The sequence below is a fragment of the Xenorhabdus poinarii G6 genome, assembly GCF_000968175.1.
Classification (GTDB): Bacteria; Pseudomonadota; Gammaproteobacteria; order Enterobacterales; family Enterobacteriaceae; genus Xenorhabdus; species Xenorhabdus poinarii.
This window is the reverse complement of the sequence record NZ_FO704551.1, coordinates 937,535-951,678: the sequence shown is the minus strand read 5'-3', so window position 1 is coordinate 951,678 and position 14,144 is coordinate 937,535. Positions and strand designations below refer to the sequence as shown.

Sequence of the window (14,144 nt, the reverse complement as noted above, 5' to 3'; positions counted from 1 at the left end):
CTAAGAGGCGGCATGACGACGAAATACCGTCATTTTATTTAGAAACAGCTACCATTGCAGGACGCAATAAACGACCATTCAAGGTATAACCTTTCTGCATGACCAACATTACCTGATTCGGTTCATGCTGATCCGATTCCATCATGGTCATCGCCTGATGGACTTCCGGATTAAAGGGGACATGGGTGTCACTGACAACTTCAACACCGAACTTACCCACTGCATCGATAAAAGATTTCAGCGTCAGTTCAATACCTTCAACCATTGGCAACAATGTTTCATTCGTCCGATCAGCCGCCTCTAACGCGCGTTCCAGGTTGTCAATCACTGGCAGAAGCTCATTGGCAAATTTTTCCAACGCAAACTTATGTGCCTTTTCGACATCCTGTTCTGTACGACGACGAATGTTTTCCACTTCAGCACGCGCACGTAGCATTGCATCACGCTCGTTAACTTGAGCCTGTTTCAACTGTTCTTCCAACTCAGCAACACGCGGGTCAACAGTGCTGTCAGTCTCTGGTGCGTCTGCCTGTTCTTCATTCATTTGTTGATCTAATACATTTTCTGTATCTTCTGAGACTTGCTCGTCAGGTACTTTTTGGTCTTTACTACTCATGAATATCTCCGCGTATCTTGTATTATCTTCGCCATTCCCGCTTATTATGGGGATCAAAACGCAGGATTCAAGGGAACACATTATATTGTGAGAACAAAACCCTATGCTGAAGGAAATAACAGCAATGAATAATGAATTCAAATGCATCGGTATTGTTGGTCGTCCACGGCATCCTGAGGCCCTGGCCACCCATGAAATGCTGTACCATTGGTTGGTGTCTAAAGGCTATGGTGTCATTGTGGACGGGCAAGTTGCTAAAGATATGGGTTTAAAAAATGCCCAGACAGGAGGACTGACAGAAATCGGTAAAATGGCCGATCTGGTCATTGTCGTCGGGGGCGATGGGAATATGCTCGGTGCGGCCAGAGTCTTATCACGTTATGACATCAAAGTCATTGGCATTAACCGTGGCAATTTAGGCTTCCTGACAGATTTAGATCCCGATAATGCCTTACAGCAGCTTTCCGACGTTCTCGATGGCGAATATCGAGATGAAAAACGTTTTCTGCTTGAGGCTCAAGTGACCAAAACAGGCCATAAATCCCGACGCAGCACGGCATTGAATGAAGTCGTACTGCATCCCGGTAAAGTTGCCCATATGATCGAGTTTGAAGTCTATATTGATGAACGCTTCGCCTTTTCTCAACGTTCAGACGGGCTAATCATAGCAACCCCCACCGGTTCCACCGCCTATTCGCTGTCCGCTGGCGGGCCGATATTAACACCAAACTTGAATGCTATTGTGCTGGTTCCTATGTTTCCGCATACACTCTCTGCACGGCCTCTTGTTATCAGCAGCGAAAGCAGTATTCGCCTGAAGTTTGCTCAAAATAGCAGTGATTACGAAGTCAGTTGTGATAGCCAGATCGTCCTGCCAATCCAAGACGGTGAAGAAGTCATCATTAAACGCAGCAGTTATAATCTGCACTTAATTCACCCTAAGGATTATAACTATTTCAATACACTGAGCACCAAATTGGGGTGGTCGAAAAAAATGTTCTAAAAAACGCGGCCCCCTATTTACTGTATAAAAAACCAGTTTATACTGTATGGAAGCACAGACATGTTTTTATTTGCAGTGGCATGTTTTACATACCGTAACGTGTTTTGTATACAGTGAAAAAAGGAGGGGCATGATGCTGACTCAATTGACCATCAATAACTTTGCTATCGTTCGCGAACTTGAAATTGATTTTCGCTCAGGCATGACAGCCATCACCGGTGAAACCGGCGCGGGTAAATCTATAGCAATTGATGCGTTAGGTTTATGCCTTGGCAATCGCGGCGAAGCCAATATGGTTCGTCCGGGTGCTCCACGTACCGATCTTTGCGCCCGTTTTTCGCTGGCCGATGCGCCTTCTGCCCGTAAATGGCTTGTAGACCACCAGCTTGATGGCAGCTTTGACGACGGCAATGAGTGCCTGTTACGTCGTACCATTACCGCTGATGGGCGTTCTCGCGGTTTTATCAATGGCACTGCTGTCCCTCTTTCTCAATTACGCGAATTGGGTTCACACCTGATTCAAATTCACGGGCAACATGCCCATCAATTGTTGCTAGAAAACCGCCATCAAAGACGCCTGCTGGATATTTATACGGGTGACGTTGAACTGCAGCATGAAATGAAACAGGCTTATCAACAATGGCGCCAAAGTTGTCAGGCTCTCTCTCAATTCCAGCAACAAGCTCTTGAGCGTCGCTCACGCCAGCAATTACTGGAATATCACCTGAAAGAGCTGAACGAACTGTCACCACAACCGGGTGATTACCAAGAACAGGATAGCGAATACAAACGGTTAGCAAACTGCGGGCAATTTTTATCCATCAGCCAAAATATTCTCCAACTATTAAGTGATAATGATGATCAGAACATTCTTCGCCTTCTCAGCTATGCGCGCAGTGAACTGACAGAACTTTCCAGTATGGATCACAAACTCAGCGGCCTGCTTAATATGCTGGAAGAAGCTGCGATCCAAATCAATGAAGTGAGTGACGAGCTGCGTCATTACAGCGACCACCTGGAATTAGACCCTAATCGTCTGTTCGAGCTGGAACAGAAAATCTCCCTGCAAATTAACATGGCGCGTAAACACCATGTGGCACCAGAAGAGTTACCCGCATTACACCAACAATTATTGGAAGAACAACATCAGTTATCCCAACAGGAAGATGATTGTGCTCATCTGAGTGAGCTTGTCAGTCGCCACTATCAACAGGCACTGACAGTGGCAGAAAAATTACACCATGTTCGCCAAAAATATGCGGTAGAACTCAGTCAGTTGATAACAAACAGTATGCACCAGCTTTCTATGCCTCATGGCCGCTTTACCGTCGATATTACCTTTGAGCCGGAATATTTAAATATCGATGGTGCCAGCAAAGTCGAATTCAATGTCACAACCAACCCCGGTCAACCTCACCAGGGGCTGGCGAAAGTGGCATCAGGAGGAGAGCTTTCCCGTATTGCGCTGGCGATTCAAGTCATTACAGCGAAAAAAATGGAAACCCCCGCACTCATTTTCGATGAAGTTGATGTCGGTATCAGTGGGTCAACAGCAGCAATCGTTGGGCGACTGCTACGTGAATTGGGGGAATCGACTCAAGTGATGTGTGTCACTCACTTACCTCAAGTTGCAGGCTGTGGGCATCAGCATTTTTATGTCAGCAAGCAAACAGATGGTGAAGAAACAGAAACCCAGATGCAACTGTTGGATAAAAAAGCACGTCTCCAAGAACTGGCGCGGCTTCTGGCAGGAAGTGAAGTCACAAAAAATACACTCGCCAATGCAAAAGAGCTGTTAGCAGCATAAATTAATATAACTTTCTTGTATAATTGCAGTCATAGGTAAATGCGTAGAGGTTTTCAATCTCTTCAATGTTTATTATTATCGACAGCTTAACGCCTAAAGGAATGTAATTACTATGCGCTGTAAATTATTGACTGCCGCTACTGTGTCACTTGTTATGCTGACAGCGGGTTGCTCCATGTTTGAGCGAATTGTTTATCGCCCTGATATTAATCAAGGAAACTACCTTACGCCGGCTTCAGTATCAAAAATCCATAAGGGAATGACTCAGCAGCAAGTCTCTTTCACTTTGGGAACACCAATGCTGACCGATCCTTTTGGAAGCCAAACTTGGTATTACGTATTCCGTCAAGCACCGGGGCATGGAAAAGTAACACAGGAAACACTGATACTGACTTTTGACAGCAACGGTGTGCTAACTGATATCAAGAATGAAAAATCACTGCCAGAGAATCAATAAGATGAGTCTATTATTTATTCGCCAGTAGGTAATCTGGCGAATAAATAGATATTATTGCGCATTATTTTTAGCACGCTCAGCTCGCTTACGGCGCATTTCTTTTGGATCGGCAATCAGAGGGCGATAAATTTCAACACGATCCCCCTCTTCCAGCCTATCAGTCAATTTGGCAGGACGACTATAGATGCCGACTTTGTTCTTGGTCAAATCAATATCATTACGTAATGTCAAAAGACCAGAGGCGACAATAGCCTGTTCAACCGTTGCTCCTTGCGGTACTTTCACATTACGCAGATATTGCCGTTCAGGCAGCGCATACACGACTTCGATATTGATTTCAGACACGATAAACCTCACGAGCGCGCTGAGTGAACGCCTGAACCATATTACCCGCCAGCTCTTTAAACACCTTACCAAAAGCAAGTTCAATTAACTTATTGGTAAATTCAAAATCGAGATGCAACTCAACCTTGCAAGCCTCTTCACTTAGTGGCGTAAAATGCCATCCCCCCATTAATTTGCGGAAAGGCCCATCAACAAGTTGCATCCTAATACTTTCATTATCAAATAACGTATTACGCGTTACAAATGTCTTACTGATTCCCGCCTTAGAAACTTCAACGGAAGCCGTCATTTCATTACAACTACTACTTATTACACGGCTCCTCACACATCCCGGTAAAAAATCTGGATAAGACGTGACATCATTGACCAATTTATACATTTGTTCCACGCTGTAAGGCACTAGCGCAGAGCGACTAATCTGTGGCATATCATTTCCTGTAAAACATAACTGCGCTAAATAGTATCACTTAAATGTGGTTAAATAAAAACCTGATGACATTTATCGCTAAATATCATGCAGAAGAGATTTCTTTCACTAACGCATACAGTATAATACAACGCATTATGACAAAGAAAAAAGCACACAAACCCGGTTCGGCAACAATTGCCATGAATAAGCGAGCCCGTCACGAATATTTCATTGAAGAAGAATTCGAAGCAGGCTTATCCCTACAAGGTTGGGAAGTCAAATCACTGCGCGCTGGCAAGGCTAACATCAGTGAGAGTTATGTTTTACTCAAAGATGGTGATGCTTATCTTTTTGGTGCCACCATTACGCCATTGAATGTTGCTTCTTCCCACGTAGTTTGTGATCCGACACGGTCACGCAAACTACTACTTAATAAACGTGAACTTGATTCACTGTATGGTCGAATCAACCGAGAAGGCTATACCATAGTTGCCCTGTCCATGTATTGGAAAAATGCTTGGTGCAAAATTAAAATTGGCGTTGCAAAAGGTAAAAAAGCGCACGATAAACGTTCAGATATTAAAGAACGTGAGTGGAAATTAGACAAAGCAAGAATTATGAAGAATTCCGGGCGTTAATCACTGGCATTCTTATTCAATATTCTGATATACTTGCTTTTAACACGCTTGGGGCTGATTCTGGATTCGACGGGATTCGCGAAACCCAAGGTGCATGCCGAGGGGCGGTTGGCCTCGTAAAAAGCCGCAAAACAATAGTCGCAAACGACGAAAACTACGCACTGGCAGCTTAATAACCTGCGCAGAGCCCTCTCTCCCTAGCCTCCGCTCTTAGGACGGGGATCAAGAGAGGTCAAACCTAAAAGAGATCGCGTGGATGCCTTGCCTGGGGTTGAAGCGTTAAATCCAATCAGGCTAGTTTGTTAGTGGCGTGTCTGTCCGCAGCTGGCAAGCGAATGTAAAGACCAGACTAAGCATGTAGTACCGAGGATGTAGGAATTTCGGACGCGGGTTCAACTCCCGCCAGCTCCACCAAATTAGGTTGGACAGTGCAAGGACAACAACTTTAAAAACAGTAAGTTAGCAAAGTTGGTAGGTCACTGTCATGACAGTAAAGGGACTTAAAAGTGCACGTGAAATGCACGTGAACTTAAATTTAAGGCACCTCAGATTCTCTTCTGAGGTGTTTTTATTTATCACTAATGTGTTTCTATTTGTAAAAAAGCGTAACAAAAACACATGTTGTTTTGGGTTCTATTCCCCCTTAAACCACCCTCCTCGAACCTTGTATTGAAGAACGTTCATCAATAATTCATTCGAAAATTCACTGTCAAATTCTTTTTCTCGGCAGGCTAACCCTTTGATTTTTCCGAGGTGGTCACTTTGACCACCCGAGACATCTCTTCCGTAACTTTCAATATTCCAACTATAGAGAGCATCTCTATGGTTGATTTATGAGCTGGACAAAAGGAATAAACTTATTGATTTTATTATTTTTATTGATCGACAACCCCTTGTCATTACCTGTGAGATTTTCCTCGACAACGGGACTCCTGAAACTCTAGGAATTCCTGTAGTTATCGTCTACGTTTGAAGCGAAAGCCTGCACCATGCAGGAAATAAGGGGTATCAAAGAGTCAAAGAGGATAATTCCCCTCTTTGGCGTAATATATTGATTTATCTTATTTCCTCCATTGGTAATCAATTGAATTAAATAAATTATGTTCCTTTTTTAAGAAAGCAAATAATCATATTCGAGGTTTCTCCTCAAACGTTATAATTATATTACCATTTACAGAACCGCTGACATATTCTATATTCTCCATGTGACAGTCATTCAGATCTGAACAATAATTATAGCAATTCTTACTAGGGCACATTGCCTTTATAATAAAATCATTGTTGCTACCACAAGTGCTTGTAACTGCCGTATTCCAATTAGGAATGGGCCAATAAAGCGTGACACTCCATTGCACCAAGCAAGCATCAGGGTCTAGACTGGCAGCAGAAAAATTTTTCGTGCTCACGACCCAAATTATTTTTTTCTGTTTCCCTACACATGCTCCGGAGTTAATATCCTGAATAGTCATAGTGAATGGTTCTTTATCAAGTGTGAAGTTTAATGGGCCAGGATTCTTTATGCACGCATCATTTATTCTAGAAAAATTATAATTCATTGATTCAACTGGTTTAAAAGGCAGTACATTAGTATCCTTAGGTGATGATTTTTGATTTTCAAATCTTATAACATAATCGAGTCCAGCTTTGGCTGGCTGCATGATTAAAAATAAGATCATCATAATGACACTCAATAAAACTTTCATATCGCCCCCTTCTGATGACATAATTCAAAATATCTTGTTAATATTTTGATTCGTTATTGTTTCACCGATAATAGGGTGTTGAAATGATAGCTACTCTATCGTAGAGGTGATTTACCTATCCGATTTAGTATAAGCAAATATCCCTTTTAGGGGTCACTCAAAAATCAGCGAGTTGTTGAAGTGATTTAATAATACCTTTTATTCACCAGTTCTGAGAATTACGGTCCACTAACTCCAGCCCTCCTCACGAGGGCTTTTCGAATTTTCCGATTTGAAATCGGGAAAATCAAAACTGGTAACACCCACTCACAATTCCCCCAATCCATCAAAATACACCATCATTTTTCACTGCATCCACCGGCAAATATTTATAGATTGTCGAGAGTGATACGTTGTAAATAATCGATAACTGTTTTCGGCTGTGCCCTTTATTCAGTAACCTAACCGCTTGTTGTCGATTTTCCTCGGTAAACACCACTGGACGACCGCCAATACGCCCCTGTTGTCGTGCCGCAGCTAGGCCAGCATTGGTGCGCTCCACAATCAGCTCGCGTTCCATTTCAGCCAGCGCACTCATGACATGAAAGAAAAATCGCCCCATTGCTGTACTGGTATCGATGCTGTCGGTCAGTGACCGGAAATGCGCGCCGCGTTCGTGCAGTTCCGATATCAGCGTTATCAGATTTTTCACGCTACGCCCGAGTCTGTCCAATTTCCAGACGACCAACGTGTCGCCGGCCTTCAGATGCCTCAATGCCCGTTTAAGTCCCGGCCTGACTGCGGTTTTACCGCTCATTTTGTCCTCAAAAATCTGTTCACAATTTGCATTCACCAATGCATTCCGTTGCAAATCGCAATTTTGGTCATGTGTTGACACGCGAATATAGCCGATTTTCGCCATATCTCACTCCAGCTATCTAATGATTGGCGATTATATCAACACAACGAATTTCTATTAAACCTCGGTTTTTCACAAACTCAGATTTATTATGAATGTCCGTGCCGTTCCTCCATTTCTCTAATCGGTTATTCGCATTCTGGTTCGCACTATATCCGGCCTGATGCGCCTGTTTTACGGCCAGCGATGTTGCGGCTATCAGTTCGCTGTTGCTGTCCAGTACGCTACTGAGTTTAACAATACCGGGGGTGGTGAATGAGGCACTGGGGATATTGGCACGGATCATCTCCCGTATCGATTGCAGGGATACGGTCTGCCCATTCGGTAACGTCACATTGACCGTCGCATCCTGCGTCAGCCATTTATCCATATTTTGCAGAAACTGAATGACGTAACTGTTAATGGCCACCATATGCCGGGCAGCATCACCGACCGAATCCGGTATGGTGGTTTGAATCTGATAGGTCGCGTTATTCAGGGTGACCGTGACATTATCGGCCAGTGTCAATTCGGTATCGGAATTAACCGCCCGTATCATGTGTAACAGGTTATTATTGCCGGACTGGATTAAAATAATCTGCCCCGGCGCAACGCCGTTAATATTGGATTTAAATTGTGTTCCCGTGCCACGGACAATAACCGAGCCGGACACGGTCGAGACTGTGCCTTGTGAGTAGTACATGGGTGAGTTCCTGAGAAATTAGAAATTGAAATAACTGGCGGCGTCTAAGATGAGAATAGACTGTTTTGTTGTATAATTGGTCGTTCCCCACTGGCTTGCTTTCCAGTACGATCTCTTCCCTGAGCCAACAAATAAGCCTCCCGCACCATTACTGGTCAGTGATAAATCTCGGCTGTACGCAGTATCTCCCTCCATCCATAAATGGTGACCTATCCATGCCGGAACTAGCATCGGATATTTTATCCCCGCCGTGGGAATGATATCGCCCAGTTTTCTGTTGCTGACATCTAAACCGACCGGTTTAGTGAGCACCCCGACGCCGGAGTTAAATGTGATAACCCCATCATTATTTCTGAGCCTGAGTCCATACCCTCCGCGCTCCAGTCGCTCCCGGATGCCTATATTAGAAAAGATGACAACCCTGTACCATCCATCCCGACCGTCTTCGTTATACCTGTTGCAACTGACGTAATGTCCGTTTTGATGAACCAGCATACACTCCGGGTCTTCGTTATAAAAAAACATCAGGCAGTTGCCATAATTGAGCCGGGGGTCGATTGAAGCGGGATCAAAGCGGCCTTGAATATACACGCGGGCTTTATGGGAAACATAACCAAAACCGGCCGGGGGGACACTGGTATTAAAATTGCTGTTGTTCAGTATTTTTAATCCTGCCGTACCGCCCGATGTTGCCGGGTACGCGATAACTTTTATTAGTTCCGTGAGCCAGTTATCAAAAAAATTCTCTAAAAGTAGCCCATCGACCGAAACAGATTCTCCATTCTGGGAAAACTGCGCCTTTTCATAAAAACCCGTCAACCTGAATCCATTTCCTGAGCGGTCTTGGTTAAACGTGGTGAAATTGCCCGGGTAGACATGTGCCCGATAGCCAGCCGGAATTTTTACTTGACAATCCCATTGAAAATATCGCCAGTCAGTCGGACTGGTATGAACCCCCGGTGTACCTTTGGATACATAGTCAGTCCATATCAGGCAGGCGGGGGATGTTTGCTCATTAAAAACAAAACTACTCCCATCCTCCTGGTTAGTGATCTTTAGCCCGTAACTACTCATAAAAATACCCCCAACTCAATGATGGCTACACCGTTACTGTTAAAGACGTACATGCCAGTATCTTTGAATTGAGTGCGATACCCATGCCCCCCACCATTAATCTCCAGAAATCCAGTTTGGGCGTCAAATCTAAAACCCCGCTGATTGGGAATATAGTTAGTGGACTTAATATCCATCCCAACCAATAAATTCTGAATCGTGGCTAAATCAATAAAACCCTCACGAAAAAACACCTGTCCGTTTTTAATGACAAACACGGTTTCCATCTTCCCATTGCTCGGGTTTAGCACCATAAACTGGTTAGCCCTGACCGCGAAATGCGTCTCGACTTTGCCGTTCTTCGTTTCCGCACTGATAGCCATCCCGGCATCGTGATAATTCCCGTTGGCGTCTATAATGCCCGCCCTGATGGTGTGCGTCGCAGAGCCGCCCTTATGGTCAAAAACCGTAGTGGCTTTGGTCTCAATGAGAGCCGATTGATGTTTGAATTGTGCCTGCACCCGCTGTTCACTCTCGGCCAATGAGGAGTCCAGTTTGTTAATGGTTTTCTGATTTTCCAAAATAGACGACCGGTTTTCCCCGACGCTGGATTTCACCTCTTTGATGGATTGCGCCCACGCCTCAGTTTTATTGGCAAAAACCCGGTCAATCCTTTTTATTTCTGCCTTGTTTTCACCGTCCCGCGTCAGTAGTTCGTTGCCGACCTGATGAATGGCACTCGCGTTGATAAGCGATGCCTCGGCCTGATAGTCCAGCTGCTCCTGTAATCGTTGCCCCGCCTCCGTGGTGAGGAACTGATCGCCCACCACCTGCGTTATCCAGCTCACATCACTGGACGATTCTCCGCGCACAAACTCTGTCCATGGGGATTGATTGCCGGATTTATCCACCAGCCGCGCCCGGAAATAGAATGCAACCCCGGCCGCCAGTCCCTGCATAGTGTGCGTGCGTTGTGGGTAGGGAATGTCGGCTAACAACATTAACCCCTCGCCGTCGTGGGTCGGGCTGTACTGGATTTCTGTTTTCAGCGTGTCATCAGTTTGTGGCGCAAATCCCCAATCGATCTGGATACCGAAAATAATCGGGGTGGTTCTGAATGCCAGTGGGGTTGGAGGATTGCCCTCTTTGCCTTTGATAGTGACCTCCTCCGACGAGGCGAACAAACTCGGTATATCAAATGAATTGATCGCCTTAATACGTGCCTGATATCGGCCAGAATAGGCATTTGGTATCTCAAATTCCGAGGCTGACGCGCGGGGGATAGTCACCCAGTTACCCCCGTCCCGACGCCACTCACCCACGTAGGCAACCGCACCGTCCGCCGCTGTCCATGAGATTTGTACTGTCGTCGTGGATATCCCCTGCTGAACGAACGAAAACCCCTGAATACTCACCGAGGACGGGGGTGGCTGGACGCTCGCCGGGATAACCGAAATAGGCCGCTCGTCAATTCGGGCGCCCGTGTCGATACGGGCGAATTTGTCGGGGTCGTGATAAAGCCCGTTAATTTCAAACGTACCATCATTGTTATCTTTGATGCCGACGACACGGTATTGTTGGATCACTAAATCATGCGCATCAACCGCCCACCCCGCCTCTGCGACAGGCGTCTCACTGTACGCAGTCGTGACCGTAACGATGTTGTCATGAACGGCCTGAATGGTTCTGCCCTGCGATGCGCCCGAGGGCAGGTTGACAAGTAGTCTGTCGCCGGCGGTGGCATCAGGTTTTCTGTCCAGCGTGATATTGCGGCCATCTACTGACTGAATGCGCCCGCCAATCACACGCCCGGCGCGGTTTTTGTGTGCAACACCGATAATCTGTCCGGGCAGGGGAATTTGACCGTCCAGACCTACCTGAAATGAGACCATCGTGTCACGCGAGTTGGTCAGGATAGCCCATTTTCCCCGGCGCTGCGCTTCACTCTGACGGGTACAACCTATCGCGGTAATGTCAATTTGATTGATACCGTAACGCCGGATCAATGCATCGTCCGAAACGACCTCAACTTCATCTTTATAATGGTTATCAGGGTTTGACCAGCTCACCATTGCAACAGTGCTCCGGCTGCGTTCAGCGCCACTGCTGTAGACAAATTCCCCGTTGATAACGCTGGCCTGCGTAAAAATATAGGCGATATCGTCCGGCATGTCCGCCAGCGCAACAAACTGGTTACCGCCCCAATAAACCGAGCCGCGAAATATCGCGCCGATATCAGTCAACACTTTGTGTGCCTCTTCGCGTGACTGAATGTAAACATCGCAGGTAAACCGTGGCTCTGTCCCACCCCGGCCATCCGGGACGAGTTGATCGCAATATTGCGCTACGCGATATAGCTCAGTTTCATCGATTTGGGTTGTGTCGATTTTGTCACCCAATCCACTCATCTCATTCAGGAGGATATCGTACAGCACCCACGCCGGATTATAGCTGTGCGCCCATTTAAACGTACCATCCCAGATACCGGAATAGGTGCGATTAACCGGATCATAGTTGGACGGCACACGAATAATACGCCCCTTGAGGCGACATGAAATCAGCGGGACATTGCCATTGAATAACCGGGCATCAAATTCAATGTATAACAGAGCGGTATTTGGGTATCGAAATTTGGCGTCAATAATTTCGGTAAACGCCATGATATTCATTTTATCAACCACCCGCTCACTGGTGCTGTCTGCAGTTTTTCTGACAACCCGAACCGTCCAGCCGGTTTTTGCCTCAGGCAGATTAATGCGATAGGAACGTTCATACAGTGTGGTTGTTTTGGCGTCGATACAGGTATCATAAATCGCCTGATAACTCCCGCCATCCGTCGATAACTCAATCACATAATCGACGCGACAACCGACCGTATCTCCATTGGATTTTTGCGCACGCAGAACCGGCCAGCCGAGACGGATACGAACGGCCGATAATTTCGTATTAGCGATGTATTTGACCCACGGTTGAGTGGTTTTTATTTCAGTTCCGATCCGAATTTCATTCTCAGCCGCCGCCATGCCGGGAATATAACGCTGATGTTGGGTGCCGGGTCTAAATTCCCATTTCACCCCCTCAAAATTCATGGTGCCGTCATCGTTCTGTAATGGTGTGCCGTCCAGATAGATATTGCGGGCGGTCAGGTCGTTAACAACCTCCCCCTCGCCTAACGCCAGCAATACCCGCGCGACGGCCGTAGATTGGATATTATCGGGCATCTCTGTCGGGGTATGCCCCCCACCACCACCTTTTGCACCTGCTATGTTAGGTGCATTGTTATGTGCATTTTGACCATTTTTTTCTTCTTCCTGGCGTTGCTCCCGGTCTTTGCGCTGATTCTCCTCCGTTTTCCAGTCGTCATACGGTTTACCCTGCATCATGTCTTTAAAATTGTACTTCCGTTGCTTCTCAATTTGGTCGGTCTGATACTGGTCTTCGGTGTAAACCCCGGCTGAAATAATGGCACCGCCGATCTCGCGAGTGCCGTAGAGGAGTGCCACCGGATTGCCCTGCGCGGTAGTATTGACCGCGCCACCGAATGCGTAGCTGGGTTTATTCTCCGGGGATTCACGCATCCCTAATCCAGGGGGCTGAGGTGCCAGCATTTGTGAGACGCCCCCCAGCACCATCGCAGCGCCACCCAATGCCAGTGCCCCACCAGCAAAACCACCCGCACCGAACGCCGCCCAACCTGCGGGGCCTAACCACATCGCAGCACCGATCATGGCCACGCCTAACATGGTCTGAAACAGTCCCGCGCGTTTACTGCCTGAGATCACCGGCATAATATGGATATCGCGCGACCCTTTGGTCATGTCCAGTTCGTCTTTGTCATAACTCCGGCCGCCGACAATGACGGAAAAAACAATGCCCTGTTTATGCGCATTGATCATGAATTCCTCAAAACCGGCAATCAGTTTGCATGAGGCTCTGATGGCATGCGGGGCATCTCTGGCGGCATATTCAAATGTCGCGCCAAATTTGGTGGCGAGGACGCCATGCAGGCGAATGGTACGAAGCGGGGGATCGATATAAGCCATAATGACCTCATAAATAAAAAACCCGCCGAAGCGGGTTATAATGCAAAAATGTTAATATATTTTAATGCTTATAAGCACGTTTGATTCCAAATGGCATTGAAATCGTACAACTTATCATTTCGGCCTAATAAAAATTGACTGGTGGGTGAGACTATAATTCCCTCAAAACCCGTATAGCCACCAAAAGAATTTTTAGCGTTAACCATCATGCAAACAAATCTATCATCTTTTGAAAAATGAACATCTTTGAAAATGGCTGATTCAGAGTCTTTAAGGCCGTTAAGCACCCTCTCTTTCGCGAGTTTTATTCTTTCTTCTTTGGTGAGCGAGTATTGTCGCTCCTCCCCTTCTAATGAGCCACCTAAAAACTCTAAAAATCCTTTACTCGCGCACCCCATTAAAACGAATGAAGCAAATATCACAGATCCAATCAGGCCAATTTTTTTCATATTGCGTTTCCTTGATTTAGCATTGTTTAGATTTTCAGAAT

At 46.1% G+C, this 14,144-nt stretch carries 13 protein-coding genes and 1 other RNA gene; 5 read left to right on the top strand and 9 right to left on the bottom strand.

Annotation, left to right across the window (positions count from 1 at the left end; translation table 11 throughout):
• Positions 1–34: 34 nt before the first annotated feature.
• Positions 35–616, bottom strand: coding sequence for a nucleotide exchange factor GrpE (grpE, locus tag XPG1_RS04335; protein ID WP_045957984.1), 582 nt, complete (start codon positions 614–616; stop codon positions 35–37).
• Between the two features lie 124 nt (positions 617–740).
• Here grpE and nadK point away from each other — a divergent pair, with 124 nt between their 5' ends.
• The 3 genes from nadK to bamE all read left to right on the top strand — a co-directional run bounded on the left by nadK (position 741) and on the right by bamE (position 3,883).
• Entirely contained in the window at positions 741–1,619 is an 879-nt protein-coding gene (nadK, locus tag XPG1_RS04330) for an NAD(+) kinase (protein WP_157879440.1), read from the top strand.
• 133 nt (positions 1,620–1,752) lie between these two features.
• Positions 1,753–3,426, top strand: coding sequence for a DNA repair protein RecN (gene recN / locus XPG1_RS04325; RefSeq protein WP_045957982.1), 1,674 nt, complete (start codon positions 1,753–1,755; stop codon positions 3,424–3,426).
• Positions 3,427–3,538: 112 nt separating this feature from the next.
• The gene (gene bamE / locus XPG1_RS04320; RefSeq protein WP_045957981.1) at positions 3,539–3,883 is read left to right on the top strand and encodes an outer membrane protein assembly factor BamE; all 345 of its coding nucleotides are present in this window, start codon (positions 3,539–3,541) and stop codon (positions 3,881–3,883) included.
• 51 nt (positions 3,884–3,934) lie between these two features.
• Here bamE and XPG1_RS04315 read toward each other — a convergent pair whose 3' ends face one another.
• The gene (locus XPG1_RS04315; RefSeq protein WP_045957980.1) at positions 3,935–4,228 is read right to left on the bottom strand and encodes an RnfH family protein; all 294 of its coding nucleotides are present in this window, start codon (positions 4,226–4,228) and stop codon (positions 3,935–3,937) included.
• The gene (locus XPG1_RS04310) at positions 4,221–4,655 is read right to left on the bottom strand and encodes a type II toxin-antitoxin system RatA family toxin (RefSeq protein WP_045957979.1); all 435 of its coding nucleotides are present in this window, start codon (positions 4,653–4,655) and stop codon (positions 4,221–4,223) included. Before XPG1_RS04310 ends, XPG1_RS04315 begins: the two co-directional genes overlap by 8 nt.
• 137 nt (positions 4,656–4,792) lie before the next feature.
• Here XPG1_RS04310 and smpB point away from each other — a divergent pair, with 137 nt between their 5' ends.
• Entirely contained in the window at positions 4,793–5,275 is a 483-nt protein-coding gene (smpB, locus tag XPG1_RS04305) for an SsrA-binding protein SmpB (RefSeq protein ID WP_045960435.1), read from the top strand.
• 50 nt (positions 5,276–5,325) lie between these two features.
• Positions 5,326–5,689, top strand: a transfer-messenger RNA (tmRNA) gene (ssrA, locus tag XPG1_RS17400).
• A gap of 713 nt (positions 5,690–6,402) precedes the next feature.
• On the opposite strand, the gene XPG1_RS04300 is transcribed toward ssrA, so the two are convergent.
• The 6 genes from XPG1_RS04300 to XPG1_RS16965 all read right to left on the bottom strand — a co-directional run bounded on the left by XPG1_RS04300 (position 6,403) and on the right by XPG1_RS16965 (position 14,103).
• Positions 6,403–6,978: a hypothetical protein gene (locus XPG1_RS04300; RefSeq protein ID WP_045957978.1), complete on the bottom strand. Its 576-nt coding sequence runs from the start codon at positions 6,976–6,978 to the stop codon at positions 6,403–6,405.
• 325 nt (positions 6,979–7,303) lie between these two features.
• Entirely contained in the window at positions 7,304–7,879 is a 576-nt protein-coding gene (locus tag XPG1_RS04295) for a recombinase family protein (RefSeq protein WP_045957977.1), read from the bottom strand.
• 16 nt (positions 7,880–7,895) lie between these two features.
• Positions 7,896–8,558 carry a phage tail protein gene (locus XPG1_RS16970; protein ID WP_052708243.1) on the bottom strand — a complete coding sequence of 221 codons (663 nt, stop codon included), beginning with the start codon at positions 8,556–8,558 and terminating at the stop codon, positions 7,896–7,898.
• 18 nt (positions 8,559–8,576) lie between these two features.
• Complete coding sequence (locus XPG1_RS04285; RefSeq protein ID WP_045957976.1) at positions 8,577–9,632, bottom strand: hypothetical protein; 1,056 nt, start codon at positions 9,630–9,632, stop codon at positions 8,577–8,579.
• The gene (locus XPG1_RS04280) at positions 9,629–12,832 is read right to left on the bottom strand and encodes a TipJ family phage tail tip protein (protein WP_045960431.1); all 3,204 of its coding nucleotides are present in this window, start codon (positions 12,830–12,832) and stop codon (positions 9,629–9,631) included. Before XPG1_RS04280 ends, XPG1_RS04285 begins: the two co-directional genes overlap by 4 nt.
• An 890-nt stretch (positions 12,833–13,722) precedes the next feature.
• On the bottom strand, positions 13,723–14,103 hold the full coding sequence (locus XPG1_RS16965) for a hypothetical protein (protein ID WP_052708242.1): 381 nt from the start codon (positions 14,101–14,103) through the stop codon (positions 13,723–13,725).
• Positions 14,104–14,144 lie beyond the last annotated feature (41 nt).

Excerpts from the sequence above, each read along its gene's own strand:
- grpE (WP_045957984.1), bottom strand. The coding sequence starts at position 616 with ATGAGTAGTAAAGACCAAAAAGTACCTGACGAGCAAGTCTCAGAAGAT.
- nadK (WP_157879440.1), top strand. The coding sequence starts at position 741 with ATGAATAATGAATTCAAATGCATCGGTATTGTTGGTCGTCCACGGCAT.
- recN (WP_045957982.1), top strand. The coding sequence starts at position 1,753 with ATGCTGACTCAATTGACCATCAATAACTTTGCTATCGTTCGCGAACTT.
- bamE (WP_045957981.1), top strand. The coding sequence starts at position 3,539 with ATGCGCTGTAAATTATTGACTGCCGCTACTGTGTCACTTGTTATGCTG.
- XPG1_RS04310 (WP_045957979.1), bottom strand. The coding sequence starts at position 4,655 with ATGCCACAGATTAGTCGCTCTGCGCTAGTGCCTTACAGCGTGGAACAA.
- smpB (WP_045960435.1), top strand. The coding sequence starts at position 4,793 with ATGACAAAGAAAAAAGCACACAAACCCGGTTCGGCAACAATTGCCATG.
- XPG1_RS04300 (WP_045957978.1), bottom strand. The coding sequence starts at position 6,978 with ATGAAAGTTTTATTGAGTGTCATTATGATGATCTTATTTTTAATCATG.
- XPG1_RS04295 (WP_045957977.1), bottom strand. The coding sequence starts at position 7,879 with ATGGCGAAAATCGGCTATATTCGCGTGTCAACACATGACCAAAATTGC.
- XPG1_RS16970 (WP_052708243.1), bottom strand. The coding sequence starts at position 8,558 with ATGTACTACTCACAAGGCACAGTCTCGACCGTGTCCGGCTCGGTTATT.
- XPG1_RS04285 (WP_045957976.1), bottom strand. The coding sequence starts at position 9,632 with ATGAGTAGTTACGGGCTAAAGATCACTAACCAGGAGGATGGGAGTAGT.
- XPG1_RS04280 (WP_045960431.1), bottom strand. The coding sequence starts at position 12,832 with ATGCCCGATAATATCCAATCTACGGCCGTCGCGCGGGTATTGCTGGCG.
- XPG1_RS16965 (WP_052708242.1), bottom strand. The coding sequence starts at position 14,103 with ATGAAAAAAATTGGCCTGATTGGATCTGTGATATTTGCTTCATTCGTT.